Source organism: Nocardia sp. 852002-51101_SCH5132738 (genome assembly GCF_001665695.1).
Classification (GTDB): Bacteria; Actinomycetota; Actinomycetes; order Mycobacteriales; family Mycobacteriaceae; genus Nocardia; species Nocardia nova.
This window is the reverse complement of sequence record NZ_LZML01000035.1, coordinates 81,660-98,707: the sequence shown is the minus strand read 5'-3', so window position 1 is coordinate 98,707 and position 17,048 is coordinate 81,660. Positions and strand designations below refer to the sequence as shown.

Below are 17,048 nucleotides of genomic sequence, written 5' to 3'. Positions count from 1 at the left end.
GAACCCGTCCACCCGGCCCGCGCGCACCGCCGGCCGCGAACCTTCGACGATTTCCCCACCGCCACCGACCAAACCCACCAACTCCTCGACATGGTCACCCGCCTCGGATCAATCCCCGGCCTCTACCGCTTCGACGACCTCGCCCTCGAATACCAACTCACCCGCCCCGGCCCCGGCCGCGACCACCTCGGCACCCTCCTCAACCCCCTCGACCACCACCCCGAACTCCTCACCACCCTCCAAACACACATCGCCAACAACCTCAACCGCCAACGCACCGCCCGACTCCTCCACGTCCACACCAACACCGTCGACTACCGCCTCAAACGCATCGCCCAACTCACCGGCTTCGACCCCACCCAAGCCAGCGGACTCTGGTACCTCCGCTCCGCACTCGTCGCCCGCACCTACACCACCGCATGAGGCCCTACCGGAAGAGGCATCGGTCGCCGCACCGCAGCAGCGGTCAGTGGGCAGGGTGTCTGCGTATTTCGGCGACGTAGGCGCGGGAGACGGTGCAGGTCAGCAGATCCAGCATGTCGACCAGGAAGCTGCGATCGGCCACCGGATCGGTGGTTCCTTTACCACCGGCCGGATCGATGCGATCAAGGGTCAGTTTCACCCCGTCGTGAATCGCGTGCTGCACCATATCGATCGGTACGCCGTCGCGCGCCCACACCGCCGCGGCGTGTTCGAGTCGCCGCAGCGCCCGCGCCGCCCCGGTGGGCGCATCGCCGAGTAGGATGAGCGCCAGTTCGAATCCCATCCGCATGACTATCGCGGGATCGGAATGCGTTGCACTCCTGGCATTTCCGGAATCGAATCCATCGCCCTCCGCGGATTCCGCATCCCAGGAGTCGTAGGCCGGCATCGCGCTCCTTCCGTGCGCCCGATCCCCATCGCACTGACGAAGGTAACGGTGACGCGCGGTGATTACGAGCAGTCGGCGCGGGTTGGCCCAAACATCCGAACCACAGGGGTCCGCGGTTGTGAGATCTCCCAATCGTCGGCCGAATTCGGGTCATCCGTCCGCAATTCGGACGGCCCAGTCCGGCATACGAGAACCGTCGGCTGATTCCGGGAGATCCGCGGATATTCGCGACTCCGGCCGCACTCGGCTGTCGCCGAAACCGTGATAGCCTGAACGTGATACATGCTAGCGTGATTATCACGCGAAGGAAAGCGATTGGGGCGGAAGAGATTTCGTCGGGCGTATGATCATCACGCAGCAGTGCCTCGTTTCGTCGACCTCCCGGGCCGCGCGCCGCGCCGATACGCTGGCACCCATGGGAGCCCGATTACGTACCGCGCGAAAATTGCTGCTGGGCCGCGAGATCGAACATATGATCAGCACCGCGGGGGTGAATCAGGCGGAGGCCGCACGGATCATCGATACCAGCCAGAGCCGGATCGCGATGTTGATCAACGGCGCCAGCTCGATCACCGTCGGCGATCTCGAACGCCTCGCGGTCGCATTGGGTTTCACCGACCCCGGGTATCTCGACAGCCTCGAGGCGTTACGCCGGGACAACCACAAACGCGGTTTCTGGAATACCGGTCACCGCCGCGCCTACCTCGAGGAATTGCGTCTGCTGGTGGACCTCGAGGCCCACGCCAGTCTGCTGCGGGTCACCGAGGCCGAGATCGTGCCCGGACTGATCCAATGCGAGCCCTATATCCGGGCCCTGCACGAACCCCCGCACGACGCGCAGACCGCGTCCGCCGATCCCTGTGCGGTCACCGTGGAGGATTCCGTACGCGCGCGACTGGCCCGCCAGGACGTCCTCACCGGTCCCGCCGCGCCGCGTTTCCACGCCGTGCTCTCGGAATCGTGCCTGCGCCGCGAATACGGCGGCCGCGCGGTGATGGCCGAACAACTGGAATACCTGCTCGAACTGTCGCATCGGCCCAACATCATCCTGCAGGTGCTGCCGTTCACCGTCCCCACCCGCGGCGCGGGGATGGAGGACCGCTTCACGCTGGTGCGGGTCCCCTCCCCCGGCGCGGCGGGCGACCTGGACATGGCGATCGTGGAGAGCCAGGGCGACATTCGCTATATCGACGACAAGCCCGCGGTACGCGCCCGGGAGACCGTCTGGGACCGATTATCCGCGGCCGCAGCGGATCCCGATCGGTCGCGAGCGTTCATCGACCGGATCGCGCGTTCGTTCCGACGCGAGAGCGTCACCGGGACGTGACCCACCGACCGTAATCTGCAAAGCCTAAGGAGTGCCGGGCAGCTATGAGCGACAACGACTTTCCCTCACGCGACATCGACACGAGCCGGCCTTCGGCGGCGCGCATGTACCACTACTATCTGTCGGGACAGGCGCTGTTCGACGTCGACAAGGTCTTCGGTGAGCGGGTGTTCGCGCTGTTCCCCCACGCCGATGCCTGGGCGCGGCACAATCGCGAATTCCTGTGCCGCGCAGTCGATTTCATGGCCACACTCGGCATCCGGCAGTTCCTCGACATCGGCGCCGGCCTGCCGACGGCGGGCAACACCCACGAGATCGCGCGGGCCCACGAGTCGCGGACCCGGGTCGTGTACGTGGACAACAACACCGAGGCGGTGGCGCGCTGGCACGATCTGCTGCACCGTACCGACACTCTCGCCACCACCGCGGTCATCGATGCCGATCTGCGGTGTCCCGACGATATTTTCGACCATCCCGAGACCCGGCGCCTCATCGATCCGGATCAGCCGCTCGGATTGCTCATCGTCGGCGTCTGGCCGTTCGTGCCGGACAGCGACCGCCCGTACCGGCTGATGGCCCAGCTACGAGATCGGCTCCCGCGCGGCAGCTGTGTGGCGATGAGCCATGCCGGTCTCGACGACGCGTCCGAGGATGTCCAACGCGGAATGGCCGCGGCGGCAGAGCTCTACAAGCAGACCTCGGATCCGTTGACCCTGCGCCGCCGTGACGATTTCGCCGCCTTCTACGACGGCCTCGAACTCCTGAATCCCGGGATCGTGCACGCCCCCGATTGGCGGCCCTCTGCACCGGTGGACATAGCGGATCCGGCACGGCCGTGTAATTTCGCGGCCGTCGGCTACAAGCCTTAGCCGGCACGGTCGGCGCGGCGGTCCGCGCATCGGTGCGCCGGCAGCTTTACTCCGTAGAAAGGGCATCCGATGACGCGGCCACCGACCTTCACCGTAGGTGAATTCCGAAAAGCCTCAGCCAGTTCCCCGCACCAGAACTGCGTGCGCGTCGCACGCAAACACGGATGGACCGCCGTCTGGGACGACAAGTGCGCTACTGCCGCCACCACCGCCGCCACGGCCGTGGGCAGCACCGAGATGCTGCTGGTCACCGACGAACAGTTCGACAAATACCAGGCGGGTATCCGTGCCGGGCGCACCGAGCGATTACCGATCACGCAGTTGCGGCGCCCCGACGGACGCTATGTGCTGCGCACCGAAACCGGCCGTCGCGCAACGGATGTGGAGCTCGTCTTCGATCGAGCCGAGCTCGACGCCTTCCACCACGGTGTGCGGACCCACGAATTCGATCTGCACAGATTCACCGCACCGGCACTCGACGGTGCCGAATACGACACTCGCGCAAGCAGTCTCACGGCTCGAATACCGGCCTAGCGGCTCCCGCACGTCTCCGGTGCCCGCCCGCGCGGGCACCAACCCCCCTCGAAAACCTCTGCGCCGCAGAGTGTCCGGATCAGTCCGAGCCCGCGGCGGTGTTGTCGTCCAGCTGCACCTGTACCCGCACCCGGCCCTTCTCGTCACGCGTCGCCACGGCGTGGCCGCGCCGGTCGCCACCGTCCAGATGCAGCGTGATGGGGCCGCCCTCACCGGTGAAGTTGCGCCACCAGCTCTTGCGATCGGGCATAGCGACGCCGATGAGGATGGAATCGCCGGAACGCCGATAGTTCACCGGTGTGCTGAACGTCTTACCCGACTTTCGCCCGACATAGCTGATCTCGACGAACCCCTTCCGCATCAGCGGGCCGAGAACCGGCGCCTCCGTGAGCGTGAGTACCACCGAATTGAAGCCGCGCACGGCCGATTTGACGTCCACCTGTTGCCTCCTGACTGGCCCGATCGAAAGATGTCACTCTACCGGCGTCCGATGACATCGCCAGGCGAGCGACGACGTTCAGCCCAGGTCCGGCCCGGACCGGATCTCGGCCCCGAGCGGGTGTTTGGCACGCCGCGGCGATCGGCCGGCCGCCCGGCATCCCGCCGCACCTCGTCCGCCCGCGGAGGCGTCCGCGACCCGGTCGATGGTCCGATCCGGTCCGCGCACGGGCGGCTCCCGCGTCGGCTCCGGCAGGGCACCGGCCAGCCCGGCGCCGATTCCGAGTGCCGGCCCGGCGACCGCGCCCGGTGCGAAGGCGGCGACCACCGCACGACGCCGAGCGGGCCACGGCGACGTCGCGCGCACCATCGCCCACCAGACCCGGATGCCGTCCGCGGTCGCGTCGCAGAGGCGCAGATACGGCACGGCGGCGTAACCGGCGGCGAGGATCAGGACCGCACCGGCGGCGCAGTCGAGCAGATAGTGGTTCGCGGTCCCGATCACCACCAGCGTGATGAGAATCGGATAGCCGGCACCGGCCCAGCGTGCGAGCGGAGTCCGGCCGAAGCGGTACAGCATCAGCCCGCACCACAGCGCCCAGCCGACGTGCAGACTCGGCATCGCGGCGAAATCGTTGGTGAGCGAATCCAATCCGCGCGGCGTGCCGGCATCACCCTGCCACCAGCCCACCGAGGCGTGCAGTGCCATCACGTCGATGAAACCGTGGGACTCTTCCAGCAGTCGCGGCGGCGCGGTGGGCAATGCCACGAATCCGATCAGGCCCGCGACGGTCGCGATGCCCAGCTGGGTGCGAGCCGCCCGGTACTGCTCGCGGTGCGCCCACCACATCCAGATCAGGATCGCCGGAGTCACGACGTAGTGCAGCGTGGCGTAGGCGAAGTCGGCCGGAATCGCGATCCAGGCGTGGCCGACGAAGATCCGGTTCAGCCACAGTTCGGGGTCCAGCCGCAGCCAGTCCTCGATCCGCAGCAGCGCGTGCGCGTCGTGACGGGCGTGGTCGATACCGCTGCCGACCAGCAGCCGGGCGCCGTCGTAGGCGAAATACACCACGACGACCAGCACCACTTCCCGAAACCAGCCCCCGGCTCGCGCCGGAACCTGCGCGAGCGGACCCGAGATGGTTGTTGCAGCCACGACCCGACCTCCACGACGAGGGCTGACGTACAACGTACGGTACGTCGTACGTGCATACTACAATGGCGGCGAGACCGGATTTCATCCCGACCGGAGACAGTGCCGTGACATCTGAGCCCGCCCGACGAACCCGAACCGGGGGCGGCCGCCGCCGAGTACCGCGCCATACGCTCAGCGCCGAGGCGATCGTGGACGCCGCGCTGCGCATGCTCGACGACACCGACTGCGAGGGCATCTCCATGCGCGCCCTCGCCGCCGAACTGGGCGTCGGCACGATGACGCTCTACACCTACTTCCGCAGCAAGGACGAACTGCTGCAGGCCGCGCGCGATCAGGTGCTCGACAGCTTCCATCCGCCGGACGTCTCCGGCGACTGGGCCGATCGGGTACGGGCGTGCTGCCAGGCGCTGTACCGGCTGCTCGTGGAACGCCCGGCGGTGCTTCGGGTACTCGCCGTGAAGCCCGACGGCGACGGCGATTTCGCCGATACCGCCACCGCCGCACTGGAATTGGTGCTCTCCCAGTTACGGGCCGCCGGTCTCGGCCGACAGGAGACCGCGCGCGGATACGTGGTGCTGTTGCAATACACCTTCGGCTCGGCGCTGCGTCATGTGTTCGCCCCGGCGCGCCGCAACGGTGAGAACATCCCCAGCCGCCTGCAGATGCTGGATCCGGTGGCCCATCCGACGATCACCGATCTGATGCCCGAACTGGTCATCACGCACGGCAGCGGCGAGGAGCAGTATCTGTTCGGCCTGGATCTGATTCTCGACGGGTTGCGCAAGGCGGCCGCGGCACAGCACTAGTCGGGCGCAGTACTAGTCGATCGACAGGCGCAGGGCCAGGTCGATGATCACCGCCTCACGCGGTGCCACGACGTCGCGGCGAGGTTCGTTCACCCACAGCACCGTCTGGCCGGCGCCGTCGAAGCGGGGCAACGCCACGCAGCGCCGCGGCCCGACCACCACGACACGGTGCAGACGCAGCAGATGCAGCAGCGCCAGCGGTAGATCGAGGGCGGGTGCGGTGACGACGAAAGCCAGGCGCCGCGACCGCGGATGCCCGAGCACCGGACCGCAGATCGGCAGTGCGGCGATCATCCTGTGTCCCAGTCGGTTCGGCAGAGCGATCAGGCCGAACCGGCCACCGGTCACCAGATGCGGCCGGGGGCCGATCATCGTGACCGGCAGTCCGCGGTCGGCATACGCCGCGCGGATGCTGTCCGGGTCGTGGACGCCGGCGAACATCATGGGCCCTGCCCGTTGCCTCGCGCCACCTCACCCGTCTCCCTTGCCGGCTCCTCACCTCAACAGCCGCGACGTGGCCGGATCAGGGCCGAAAGTCCCCGCCATCGGGGACCTTGGTCATCGATCCGGGATTTGTAGGATTGCCGGAAAGTAGCAGGAGCTGCTTCGGCAATCGGGAGGCCCGATGATCGACCGGAACCGGACGGCGACACCCGTACGCGGCCGCTGGGGCATGCTGGCGGTGCTGTGCGCGAGCCTGCTGCTCGTCGCCATGGACGCCACCGTGCTCAACGTCGCGTTGCCCTCGCTGATCGAGGACCTGCAACCGGGGGCGCTCGCGCAGCTGTGGATCGTCGACATCTACGGATTGGTTCTGGGCGGCCTGCTGATCACCTTCGGCGCGGTCGGCGACCGGATCGGCCGCAAGCGGCTGTTCCTGACCGGATTCGCGCTGTTCGGCGTCGCGTCGGTGGTCGCGGCGACCGCACAGGTCACCGGTCAGCTCATCGGCGGCCGCGTGCTCCTTGCGGTGGGCGGCGCGATGGTGATGCCCTCGACGCTCTCGCTGATCCGCAACATCTTCGACGATCCGCACGAACGCACCCGGGCGATCGCGATCTGGGCGGCGATCGCCGGGGTCGGCGCGGCGGTGGGTCCGATCGTGGGTGGCGTCCTGGTCGAACACTTCGGCTGGGCCGCGGCGTTCTGGATCAACGTGCCGGTGGTCGTGCTCACGCTGGCGGCAGGGATCGGTTTGCTGCCCGAATACCGGGCCCCGTCGACCACCCCGTTCGACTGGCCGAGCGTGCCGCTGTCGGTGCTCGGTATCGTCGGATTCGTCTGGGGCGTCAAACATCTCGCGCGCGGGGAGGACATCGTGCTGAACGTGTGCGTCCTGCTGGCCGGGCTCGCCATGCTGTTCTGGTTCGCGCGCCGGCAGTTGCGGCTGACCGATCCGCTGCTCGACATCCGGCTGTTCCGGCGACCGGTCTTCCTCGCCGCGGCCCTGGCGACACTGATGGCGATGATCGCGATCGGCGCCGCCCTGTTCCTGATTTCGTTGTGGCTGCAATACATTCACGGCTACTCTCCCGCCGAGGCCGGGATCCGGACGGCGCCGGCCGCGGTCGCGACTCTGGTCGGCTCGCTGACGACACCGGCGCTGCTTCGCTGGACCGGTGTGCGCGGAGTGATGGTCACCAGCCTGCTCATCCTCGCCGCCGGCTTCGCGGTCCTGGCGACCTCGCCCGAACCCACCAGCTACGCCGTGGTCGCGCTGGTCCTGGTCTGCCTGGGTATCGGTGACGGCATCGCGGTCACCGCCGCCGCGGCGGTTCTGGTTTCCTCGGTGCCGGCCGAACGCGTCGGCCAGGGCGGCGCGGTCGAGGAGACCAGCTACGAACTGGGCAACGGCCTGGGGGTGGCGCTGCTGGGCAGTGTGCACGGCGCGCTGTTCACCCATTACATGAGCGAGGTCCCGCTGACCGGAGCCCAGGGCGAGACGGCCCGCGAATCGGCCGGCGGCGCGATCGCGGTGGCCGGCGATATCGGCGGTGAACTCGGGAGCCGCGTGCACGAGATGGCTTCGGCGGCATTCGATTCCGCACTCACGGTCACCTCGTACGCGGCCGCCGGTGTGGTGGCTGCCGTCGCGGTTCTCACCGCGATACTGATCCCGCGGCACACCAGCGTGACACCGCAGCACTGACGCGCCCGCCGACTGCGCGTTCAGCCGCCGCGTTTGCGGCGATGGCGGCGATGGGTGGTATCGCAGAGCGGATAGATCCCGGACCGGCGGCAGGTGCACACCGCGACCACGAACCGATCGCAGCGCACGACGCGTCCGTCGTCGGTCACCAACTCCACCGGCCCCTCGACGAGCGCCGGACCGTCCTTGGTGAGCGTGACCCGCGTGCGGCGGGCCGGGCCGGGGGTGGGCTCGTCATTCTCGATCGGCACGGATCACCACCAACTCCTCTTGCCGTGTTCCCGGTTCGATCAGGCGCTGTCGCTCCAGCCAGTGCGCGCGCCGGTTCAGTACCGGACCGAATTCGCAGGTTTCCCGCACGACGATCGCGGCCTTGAGCCCGCCGTCGCGCAGTTGCCGTACGGTCAGATCCGGATCGCACAGCGAGGAATGCACGATCAGCGCGATTCCCTTGGTGCGCAACAGCTCCGGCATCATCCGGCACAGCGGATCAAGAAGCGCCCGGCCGCGTGGTCCGCCCTCCCAGGCGCGCGCCCGGCCATGTGCCGGAATCTCGGTAGGACCCGGCACGTAGGGCGGGTTCGCCAGCACCGCGTCGAAGGTACGCCGGTGCAGCACCCGGCCGAAATCGCCGTGCAGCAATTCCAGCGGCACCCCGTGCAACCTGCTGTTGAGCCACGCCGAGGCCAGCGCGCGGCGCGAGATGTCCACCGCGGTGACCGCGGACGCACCGGCCCGCCCCGCCTGGATCGCCACGGCGCCGGTACCGGTGCACACGTCCACCACCTGGGACCCCTCCGGGATGGCGGCGGCCCCCAGCGCTCTGATCAGCAGTCCGGTATCGGCTGTCGGGGCGTAGACACCCGGTGCGCGGAACAGTCTCATGATCGCCGAATACCCGCCTTCCGATGATCAACCCGCGCGATCGCGTGGGATCGCCTCCGGGTCGCGCAGCGAGCTGCGCCCGGCCGACCAGCTGTCGAGCATGTGGCGGTCGATGGCGTTCTCCAGCAATGTCGTCGCCTGGATGCCGAAGACCATCGGTGCGATCAACTCGGGCTCGCGGACCGACAGATCCCCGATGACGTCGCGGCGCATCACCTGTTCGTGCACCGCGTCGGCCTCCACGTGTTCGGCGTAGAAGCGCACACACGCTGGATGCGCGTCCAGCCGCCGCAGCGTGTCGACCATGCGACGCGCCGCGGGTGGCGACCCGATCTCGACGCTCGCGAAGTGGCCGACCAGCTCGCCCCGGAACTGCCGGTGCAGGCCGAACAGCGACATCATGTTCACCAGCGCCAGCATCGGCGCGGGGACGGCATCGAGATAGTGCAGGTAGGTGTCGTCGAGGCCGGCGCCGGCCAGCAGATCGGCGAACAGCTGAGCGTGGACGTCCTCGCCCCGGCCGGCGCCGAACTCGTCGTATTCGACCGCGACCAGCGCGGCCTTCGCCTGACCGCGCAGACGGGGAATCACCCACGCGTAGGGATCGGCCTCTTTGTGGTGGTAGATCGAGCGGTGCGCGAAGTATTCGCACACCTGCCACCACTGGCCCTGTTCGTTGAGGAAGTGCCCGACGCCCGTGCCCTCGACCGGCTCGACGAGCAGATCGTCGAGTTCGCCGTCGAGGTCGTCGCCGCCGGGCACATCGCGTCGCATCGCGGCCAGGAACCGGTCCTCGAGGTGGGCGCGCATGCGCAGCAACGCCGGGTCCCACTCCCACCGCGGGTCGACGGAATCGAAACCGCGGTAATGCAACTCGTAGCACAGGTGCAACGCCAGCTGCAGATCCTCGCCGTACGGGTCGGTGTTCGCGGTGTCGAAATCGACGTGGCAGGCGGTGCCGCTGAGCAGTGCGCACAGACCGGCGGAGAGTTCGCCGCGCGGCTGCGGTAGCGGCGGCGCGCCGGTATTCGCGGTCACCGGCGCCGGGGTGGGCCGATGCCGGGACGCCGAGAGGTGCCGATGGCCGGATGTTCGGCGCACTTCGGGGTGCGGAATCTCCATAGGCGCCGCATACCCGGTGCTCGTCGCCTTCAATCGGCGCACCGGGGCAGACAGGTTCGAGCGCGGATCGGCGGGTATGCGCGAAACAGAGCATCCCGTCGCCCGTCGAAAGGAGCACCTTGTGAACGACCCGACCGGTTCCCGAGCTCCCGGGGACGACCTCACCGCCATCGCGATCAGTTGCACCCTGAAGAAGTCGCCCGATCGATCGAGCAGCGAGCTGATCGCCGAGCAAGTACTGCGCGAACTGTCGAACCACGGCGTCACCGGCAAGACCGTGCGCGCGGTCGACCTGGACATCCGACCCGGCATCACCGCGGACGAGGGTGACGGCGATCAGTGGCCCCACCTGCGCGAACAGATCAGCGCGGCGGACATCGTGCTGATCGCGACGCCCACCTGGCTGGGCCACATGTCCTCGGTCGCGCAGCGGGTGCTCGAACGCCTCGACGCCGAACTGTCGGTCACCGACGACCAGAACCGGCCCGCCATGGTGGGCAAGGTGGGGATTGCCGCCGTCGTCGGCAACGAGGACGGCGCGCACAAGATCTGCGCCGACACGTTCCAGGCACTCAACGACATCGGCTTCACCGTGCCGGCCCAGGGGTGCACCTACTGGAACGGCGAGGCCATGAGCGGCGTCGACTATCTGGACCTGGACAGCACTCCCGAGGCCGTCGCGACGACCACCGCGGGCATGGCGCGCAATGCCGCGCATCTGGCGCGGACCTTGAAGGCCGCGCCCTACCCGGCCTATCCGTCGTAGGGCCCGGGCGGATCGCACCGCGAATCTTCATGCGTTCGAGGAGCCGATATGTACACCGAAAGCGCCGGACCGCGAATACGGGCGAGCGAGACCCCGGTCCCGGAACCGGTTCCGCCACAGCCGGTTCCGGATCCCACGCCCGAACGTCCGATCCCGGCCCCGGAACCCGATCCGCGGCCGCCGTTCCCGGAGCCCGGTCCCGTTCCGGGCCGGCCGCCCGAACCCGGCCGCCCGATACCGGGACCCGCCCCGGATCCGATCCCCGGCCCGCCGCCGCCGAGCCCCGGCCGACCGGTCCCTCCGGAGCCCGTTCCGGAGCCGCCGCCCGACCCCGGCCGACCGATACCTCCGGAGCCCATTCCCGAGCCGCCGCCTGATCCTGGCCGCCCGATCCCCGGCCCAACGCCCGACCCGAACCCGTCCGTACCCGGCCGTGATCCGCGGCCACCGGTTCAGCAGGCCGGTGTTTCACCGGCCCCGCGCCGGGCACCCGCCGGACATGACATCCGATGAGCAGACCCCTGGAACGCATCCGCAGGTCACCGCCGAGGATCTGCGGATGCTGCTGGACGCGGGCAGCCCCGGCACCCGCCTGGTGCTGACCGAAGGCCGGGTCCGGCTCGCCACCGACAGTGGTGCGGACGGAATGGAGTTGATCCGGCGCCCCGAACTGGCCGACCGCATCGGCGACCACCCCGATCAGCACGAACTGGCCGAGCAGGCCGAACTACTCAACACGCTGATTCGCATGCAGGGCGCCTGAGCGCCCGCGCGAGCCCCGAGAAGGAGACGAGATGAGCCGACCCGACCGAGAGCCCACCGTCCTGGTGGTCACCTCACAGACCGGTGTGGAACGCGACGAGCTGCTGGAACCCCTGAAGCAGTTGCGCGCCAACGGAATTCGCGTCACCCACGCCGCCCAGTCCACCGATGCGGTGCAGACCTTCGTGCACGACACCGAAGCCGACACCACCGTCGACCCGGACACCGATCTGGCCTCGGTATCGGTGAGCGATTTCGACGCGCTGGTGGTGCCCGGTGGCACCGTCAACGCCGACAAGTTGCGCGCCACCAAGGAGGCCGTCGACCTGGCGCGCGGATTCGCCGACGCCGGAAAGACGATCGCCGCGATCTGCCACGGCCCGTGGCTGCTGGTGGAGGCGGATCTGATCCGCGGCAAGACCATGACCTCGTATCCGTCGCTGCAGACCGATGTGCGCAACGCGGGCGGTCAGTGGGTCGACGAGCAGGTGGTCCGGACGCAGGACGGCTGGACGCTGATCACCTCCCGCAATCCGCGCGATCTGGACGCGTTCTGTTCGGCGATCGAGACCGAAGTGGGCGCGAAGTGACGGTGACGGCACGATCATGGTGAAAGCCCCGGGTGCGGCGGAATTCGTGCCGGACACCACGGATCTCGCGCGATTGCGCGAGGCCGCGGGCGGATGTCACGGCTGCGATCTGTACCGGCATGCGAGCCGGACCGTCTTCGGCGAGGGCCCGGCGCACGCCCCGATGGTGATGATCGGCGAGCAACCCGGCGACCGTGAGGATCTGGCCGGACACCCGTTCGTCGGCCCCGCCGGGACGCTGCTGAATCGCGCCCTCGCCGATGCCGGAATCGACCGTGACGCGGTGTATCTCACGAACGCGGTGAAGCATTTCAAGTTCACCGAGCGTGGTAAGCGCCGCATCCATCAGAAGCCCGGGCGCACCGAGATCGTCGCGTGCACGCCCTGGCTGACCGCCGAGCTCGACGCGATCCGCCCGCGGTTGGTGGTCTGCCTGGGTGCGGTGGCCGCCCAGGCCGTCTTCGGTCCCGCTTTCCGGATCACCCGCGACCGCGGGCGGCTGATCGCGCACGACGATCACCGTGCGCTGGCCACCATCCATCCGGCCGCCGCGCTGCGCGCTCCCGATCGCGACGAGGCCTACGACGGGCTGGTCGCCGACCTCACCGAGGCGGCCACCGCACTGTCCGGAACGAGCTCCTAGGAGCGAAAACGCTTGCGGCACACCACGGCCGCCGCCGGTGGTCCGGCGGCGGCCGTTGCTGCCGGAGACGGGCAGCCGAAGTACGTCAGCTCGGTGTCGTCAGCTCAGCTTCAAGGAGCGGCCGATGATCTCCTTCATGATCTCGGTGGTGCCGCCGTAGATGGTCTGCACGCGCGCATCCATATACGCCTTGGCGATGGGGTACTCGCGCATGTAACCGTAACCGCCGTGCAGCTGCAGGCATTTGGTGATCAGGTCGAGCTGTTCCTCGGTGCTCCACCACTTGGCCATCGCGGCATCCTCGGCCGAGAGCGTGCCGGCGTTGAGAGCCTCGATGAAGCGGTCGACCAGCACGCGCACCGCGGTGGTCTTGGTGGCCAGCTCGGCCAGGACGAAACGCGTGTTCTGCTGGGCGCCGATGGGTTTGCCGAAGGCCTTGCGGTCGCGCACGTACTGGATGGTGGTCTCCAGGCAGCCTTCCATCGCGGCGGCGGCCATCACGGCGATCGACATCCGCTCCTGCGGCAGGTTCTGCATCAGGTGGATGAAGCCCATGCCCTCGGTGCCGAGCAGGTTTTTGGCCGGAACCCGCACGTCGGTGAAGCTGAGCTCGGCGGTGTCCTGCGCCTTGAGACCGATCTTGTCGAGGTTGCGGCCGCGCTCGAAGCCGGGCATGCCGCGCTCGACGACGAGCAGCGAGAAGCCCATCGCCCCCTTCTCGGGATCGGTCTGCGCGACCACGATCACGATGTCGGAGTTGATGCCGTTGGTGATGAAGGTCTTGGCGCCGTTGATGACCCAGTCGTCGCCGTCCTTCACCGCGCGGGTCTTGATGCCCTGCAGATCCGAACCGGTGCCCGGCTCGGTCATGGCGATGGCGGTGATGATCTCACCGGAGCAGAATCCGGGCAGCCAGCGCTGCTTCTGCTCATCGTTGGCCAGCTCCAGCAGATACGGCGCGATCACGTCGTTGTGCAGCGAGAAGCCCAGACCCGAGTACTGACCCTTGGTGGTCTCCTCGGTGATCACCGCGTTGTAGCGGAAATCCTTGACCCCGCCGCCACCGAACTCCTCGGGCACGGCCATGCCGAGGAAACCCTGCTTACCGGCCTCCAGCCACAGCTGCCGATCCACGACGCCCGCCTGCTCCCACTCGGCATGGTGCGGCGCGACGTGCTGATCCAGAAATTTACGGTATGACTCCCGGAACAGATCGTGTTCGGGTTCGAAAAGGGTGCGCTCCACGCCAACCTCCTAGTGACCACATCGGCAACTCGCCTGCCACATACGGTACCCGGAAGGGGAATCGCGGTTCACTTCAGATCCGAAAAAAGTCGCCCACCTGTGCGAAAAGCTTCAGCAGGTGATCCCTGCGCACCCTGAACGCGGGTAAACCTCTACAGTCCGACAGCGCCGCGGACGCGGCCCCACAGGGTGCGCCCGCGATCACGATCGCGCTCGGCCAGCAGAGCGATGATCTCCTCCTCCAGCGCCTTGCGCACCACCTGCTGCAATTCCTCCGCGGCGGCGTCCAGATCGGTGGCGTCCTGCCACGGCGTGGTCTCGATGGGCGTGCCGATCGAGTAGTAGAACCGTTCGGGCCGGGGCACGACGGTGGGACCGATTCCGCGCATGAGCGGCGGAGTGAGATTGCCGCGGATTCCGAGCGCCTCGACGGTCCAGCGCAGCGGGCTCATCACCGGATGATCGCCGTCGAAGACCACGTCGAACACGTCGTCGGCGCCGATCATCGCGGTGGGCAGGATCGGCGCGCCGGCCTCGATCGCCATGCGGGCGAAGCCGGTACGCCCCTCCCATTTGAGGTGGTATTTCTCACCTTTGCGGCGCATCGCCTCGCGGCCACCGCCGGGGAACACGATGACGGCCTCGCCGTTGTCGAGCAGGGTGCGGCAATTGTCGCGCGAACCACGCACGCTGCCGATCCGGTGCACGAGCTCACGCACCGGCGGCACCCGCATCAGCACGTTCTCCGCCAGGCCGCGCACCACCCGGCCGGTGCGGTGGTAGATCTCGTGCACCAGCAGCGGCGCGTCCACGCCGCCGAGCAGCGTGTGGTTGCCGACGAGCATGACCGGGCCGGTCTCGGGAATGTTGTCCAGGCCGTGGAAAACCGGACTGTTCCACAGCCGCACCGGCGTCGACAGGGCGTCGAAAACGCGAAGATCGATGGCGGGCACCGTCATTCGCAACGGTGCTCCGTCACTGAGCGTGGCGGGAACGCTCGGCATCGCGGCAGCGCTCGGCCTGGCGGAAGCGTCCGGCGACGCGGACTGCCCCGGTGTTGCCGGCGAGCGCTCGGCGGTGGATTCGACAGGCATGGATTCGATGGGCATGGATTCGACAGGCGTGGAATCGACAGGCATGACATCGTTCCCGGACATTTGCACCCTCCCTGCAGCCGTTCGGTGACGCGATTCTACCGAAACGACTGTGGCACACAGACTACGAAAGCTTCAGTGCGAAGGCCCCGCTGCTTCCGCACTGCCGACGGTGCCCGCGTGCGCGTACTGCGACAGGGTCGGTGCGAGCGCCCGGGGAACCCGGGCCCGCACCCGCGTACCACCCTCCTCGTGCGAGGAGCTGATGATGCGGCCGTCGGAGTGGATGCGCGCGAGCAGATCACCACGAGTGTACGGGAGCAGCACACTCACCTCGACATCGAGCCCGCCGAGGATCTCCGCCAGCCGTTCGCGCAACTGGTCGATGCCGCGGCCGGTGCGGGCCGAGACGAACACCGCGCCCGGCAGCTGCGCACGCAGATGCGCCAGCTGCGTCGCGTCCAACGCGTCGATCTTGTTCACCACCAGCAACTCCGGCGGCCCGGATCCCTCGCCCTGCTCGCGCAGCACATCGGTGATCACCTCGCGCACGGCCTTGATCTGCTGATCGGGCAGCGCGTCGGAACCGTCGACCACATGCAGCAGCAGATCGGCGCCGGTGACCTCCTCGAGGGTGGACCGGAACGCTTCCACCAGCTGAGTCGGCAGATGCCGGACGAATCCGACGGTGTCGGTGAAGACGACCTCGCGGCCGTCGTCGAGCGCGGCCCGGCGAGTAGTCGGATCCAGGGTGGCGAACAGCGCGTCCTGCACCAGGATGCCCGCGCCGGTCAGGGCGTTCATCAGGCTGGATTTCCCGGCGTTGGTGTAGCCGACGATCGCCACCGCCGGGATGCCGCTGGAGGTGCGCCGCGACCGCTTGGTGTCGCGGGCGGTCTTCATCTCCTTGATCTCGCGGCGCAACTTGGCCATCCGCTCGCGGATCCGGCGGCGATCGGTCTCGATCTTGGTCTCACCGGGGCCACGGGTACCCACACCGCCGCCCGCACCACCGGCCCGGCCACCGGCCTGCCGCGACATCGATTCACCCCAGCCGCGCAGTCGCGGCAGCATGTACTCCATCTGTGCCAGCGACACCTGCGCCTTACCCTCGCGGGAGGTGGCGTGCTGGGCGAAGATGTCCAGAATCAGCGCGGTGCGGTCGATGACCTTCACCTTGACGACCTTCTCCAGCGCGTTCAGCTGCGCGGGGGTCAGCTCACCGTCGCAGATCACCGTGTCGGCGCCGGTCCCGAGCACCACCGAGCGCAATTCATCGGCCTTACCCGAGCCGATGTAGGTGGCCGGATCGGGCTTGTCGCGGCGCTGGATCAGCGCGTCGAGCACCTGAGAGCCGGCGGTTTCGGCGAGCGCGGCCAATTCGGCCATGCTGGCGTCGGCCTGCGCGGCGTTGCCCTCGGTCCACACGCCGACCAGCACGACCCGCTCCAGTCGCAACTGCCGGTACTCGACCTCGGTGACGTCGGTGAGCTCGGTGGACAGCCCCGCGACACGGCGCAGCGCGCTGCGTTCGTCGAGTTGCAGTTCACCGACCGTGGGCGCGGCCGCCCAGCCGTTGCCGGAGTAGCCGCTGCCGTCGTCCTCGTCGGCGTCGTAATCGCTCACGCCGGTATCGGCGTCGTCATCGCCGATGCTGTAGTCCTGGTCCGCGTAGCCGTCCGTCTCCGAGTCGAGCTGCTCGATCGGGGTGAACTCGTACGTTTGTGATTTCCTCATACACCTCCATGGTCCCACGCCACAACCATCGGGCGCACTCGGATATTTCCGGCC

21 protein-coding genes are annotated in these 17,048 nt (G+C 68.3%); 11 read left to right on the top strand and 10 right to left on the bottom strand.

Annotated elements, in window-relative coordinates:
* Positions 1-423, top strand: a 423-nt coding sequence (locus A5789_RS05545) for a CdaR family transcriptional regulator (protein ID WP_197516555.1), incomplete at its 5' end; no start/stop codon positions are given.
* A 43-nt stretch (positions 424-466) separates the two neighbouring features.
* Here A5789_RS05545 and A5789_RS05540 read toward each other — a convergent pair.
* Positions 467-871 (bottom strand): hypothetical protein, encoded by a 405-nt coding sequence (locus tag A5789_RS05540; RefSeq protein WP_063016663.1) that lies wholly within the window; start codon positions 869-871, stop codon positions 467-469.
* Between the two features lie 343 nt (positions 872-1,214).
* Here A5789_RS05540 and A5789_RS05535 point away from each other — a divergent pair, with 343 nt between their 5' ends.
* From A5789_RS05535 to A5789_RS05525, 3 genes are all read left to right on the top strand, one after another.
* The gene (locus A5789_RS05535) at positions 1,215-2,198 is read left to right on the top strand and encodes a helix-turn-helix transcriptional regulator (protein ID WP_227462858.1); all 984 of its coding nucleotides are present in this window, start codon (positions 1,215-1,217) and stop codon (positions 2,196-2,198) included.
* Positions 2,199-2,242: 44 nt separating this feature from the next.
* The gene (locus A5789_RS05530) at positions 2,243-3,067 is read left to right on the top strand and encodes an SAM-dependent methyltransferase (protein WP_064901944.1); all 825 of its coding nucleotides are present in this window, start codon (positions 2,243-2,245) and stop codon (positions 3,065-3,067) included.
* Between the two features lie 141 nt (positions 3,068-3,208).
* A complete protein-coding gene (locus A5789_RS05525) occupies positions 3,209-3,601 on the top strand; it encodes a hypothetical protein (protein ID WP_063016667.1) in 393 nt (130 codons plus the stop codon).
* Positions 3,602-3,680: 79 nt separating this feature from the next.
* Here the strand turns inward: A5789_RS05525 and A5789_RS05520 are convergent, their stop codons facing one another.
* A complete protein-coding gene (locus A5789_RS05520; protein ID WP_064901945.1) occupies positions 3,681-4,040 on the bottom strand; it encodes a hypothetical protein in 360 nt (119 codons plus the stop codon).
* Between the two features lie 78 nt (positions 4,041-4,118).
* Positions 4,119-5,195 (bottom strand): phosphatase PAP2 family protein, encoded by a 1,077-nt coding sequence (locus A5789_RS05515; protein WP_193615510.1) that lies wholly within the window; start codon positions 5,193-5,195, stop codon positions 4,119-4,121.
* A gap of 104 nt (positions 5,196-5,299) precedes the next feature.
* Between A5789_RS05515 and A5789_RS05510 the strand changes: the two genes are divergently transcribed.
* Positions 5,300-6,001 carry a TetR/AcrR family transcriptional regulator gene (locus A5789_RS05510; RefSeq protein WP_193615511.1) on the top strand — a complete coding sequence of 234 codons (702 nt, stop codon included), beginning with the start codon at positions 5,300-5,302 and terminating at the stop codon, positions 5,999-6,001.
* A gap of 12 nt (positions 6,002-6,013) precedes the next feature.
* Here A5789_RS05510 and A5789_RS05505 read toward each other — a convergent pair whose 3' ends face one another.
* A complete protein-coding gene (locus tag A5789_RS05505) occupies positions 6,014-6,445 on the bottom strand; it encodes a hypothetical protein (RefSeq protein WP_064901948.1) in 432 nt (143 codons plus the stop codon).
* A 181-nt stretch (positions 6,446-6,626) separates the two neighbouring features.
* Here A5789_RS05505 and A5789_RS05500 point away from each other — a divergent pair, with 181 nt between their 5' ends.
* The gene (locus A5789_RS05500; protein ID WP_064901949.1) at positions 6,627-8,150 is read left to right on the top strand and encodes an MFS transporter; all 1,524 of its coding nucleotides are present in this window, start codon (positions 6,627-6,629) and stop codon (positions 8,148-8,150) included.
* Positions 8,151-8,170: 20 nt separating this feature from the next.
* On the opposite strand, the gene A5789_RS05495 is transcribed toward A5789_RS05500, so the two are convergent.
* Genes A5789_RS05495 through A5789_RS05485 form a run of 3 tightly spaced genes read right to left on the bottom strand, consistent with a single transcriptional unit; the run spans position 8,171 to position 10,073 of the window.
* Positions 8,171-8,395 carry a CDGSH iron-sulfur domain-containing protein gene (locus A5789_RS05495; RefSeq protein ID WP_197039777.1) on the bottom strand — a complete coding sequence of 75 codons (225 nt, stop codon included), beginning with the start codon at positions 8,393-8,395 and terminating at the stop codon, positions 8,171-8,173.
* Complete coding sequence (locus tag A5789_RS05490; RefSeq protein WP_064901950.1) at positions 8,385-9,035, bottom strand: HemK2/MTQ2 family protein methyltransferase; 651 nt, start codon at positions 9,033-9,035, stop codon at positions 8,385-8,387. Before A5789_RS05490 ends, A5789_RS05495 begins: the two co-directional genes overlap by 11 nt.
* A gap of 27 nt (positions 9,036-9,062) precedes the next feature.
* A complete protein-coding gene (locus tag A5789_RS05485) occupies positions 9,063-10,073 on the bottom strand; it encodes an iron-containing redox enzyme family protein (RefSeq protein ID WP_063017485.1) in 1,011 nt (336 codons plus the stop codon).
* Positions 10,074-10,278: 205 nt separating this feature from the next.
* Here A5789_RS05485 and A5789_RS05480 point away from each other — a divergent pair, with 205 nt between their 5' ends.
* The 4 genes from A5789_RS05480 (at position 10,279) to A5789_RS05465 (ending at position 12,918) form a co-directional block, all read left to right on the top strand.
* Entirely contained in the window at positions 10,279-10,923 is a 645-nt protein-coding gene (locus A5789_RS05480) for a flavodoxin family protein (protein WP_051755157.1), read from the top strand.
* A 499-nt stretch (positions 10,924-11,422) separates the two neighbouring features.
* A complete protein-coding gene (locus A5789_RS05475; RefSeq protein WP_063017452.1) occupies positions 11,423-11,686 on the top strand; it encodes a hypothetical protein in 264 nt (87 codons plus the stop codon).
* A gap of 31 nt (positions 11,687-11,717) precedes the next feature.
* The gene (locus tag A5789_RS05470; RefSeq protein ID WP_064901951.1) at positions 11,718-12,275 is read left to right on the top strand and encodes a type 1 glutamine amidotransferase domain-containing protein; all 558 of its coding nucleotides are present in this window, start codon (positions 11,718-11,720) and stop codon (positions 12,273-12,275) included.
* Positions 12,276-12,291: 16 nt separating this feature from the next.
* Positions 12,292-12,918, top strand: coding sequence for a UdgX family uracil-DNA binding protein (locus A5789_RS05465; RefSeq protein ID WP_063017449.1), 627 nt, complete (start codon positions 12,292-12,294; stop codon positions 12,916-12,918).
* Positions 12,919-13,017: 99 nt separating this feature from the next.
* On the opposite strand, the gene A5789_RS05460 is transcribed toward A5789_RS05465, so the two are convergent.
* Positions 13,018-14,163, bottom strand: a complete 1,146-nt coding sequence (locus tag A5789_RS05460; RefSeq protein ID WP_063017447.1) for an acyl-CoA dehydrogenase family protein — start codon at positions 14,161-14,163, stop codon at positions 13,018-13,020.
* 152 nt (positions 14,164-14,315) lie between these two features.
* The gene (locus A5789_RS05455; RefSeq protein WP_227462859.1) at positions 14,316-15,122 is read right to left on the bottom strand and encodes a lysophospholipid acyltransferase family protein; all 807 of its coding nucleotides are present in this window, start codon (positions 15,120-15,122) and stop codon (positions 14,316-14,318) included.
* On the opposite strand from A5789_RS05455, the gene A5789_RS37205 reads away from it, so the two are divergent.
* Complete coding sequence (locus tag A5789_RS37205; protein ID WP_181068487.1) at positions 15,106-15,348, top strand: hypothetical protein; 243 nt, start codon at positions 15,106-15,108, stop codon at positions 15,346-15,348. The genes A5789_RS05455 and A5789_RS37205 overlap by 17 nt on opposite strands.
* Before the next feature lie 44 nt (positions 15,349-15,392).
* Here the strand turns inward: A5789_RS37205 and hflX are convergent, their stop codons facing one another.
* Entirely contained in the window at positions 15,393-16,994 is a 1,602-nt protein-coding gene (gene hflX, locus A5789_RS05450; RefSeq protein WP_082857335.1) for a GTPase HflX, read from the bottom strand.
* Positions 16,995-17,048 lie beyond the last annotated feature (54 nt).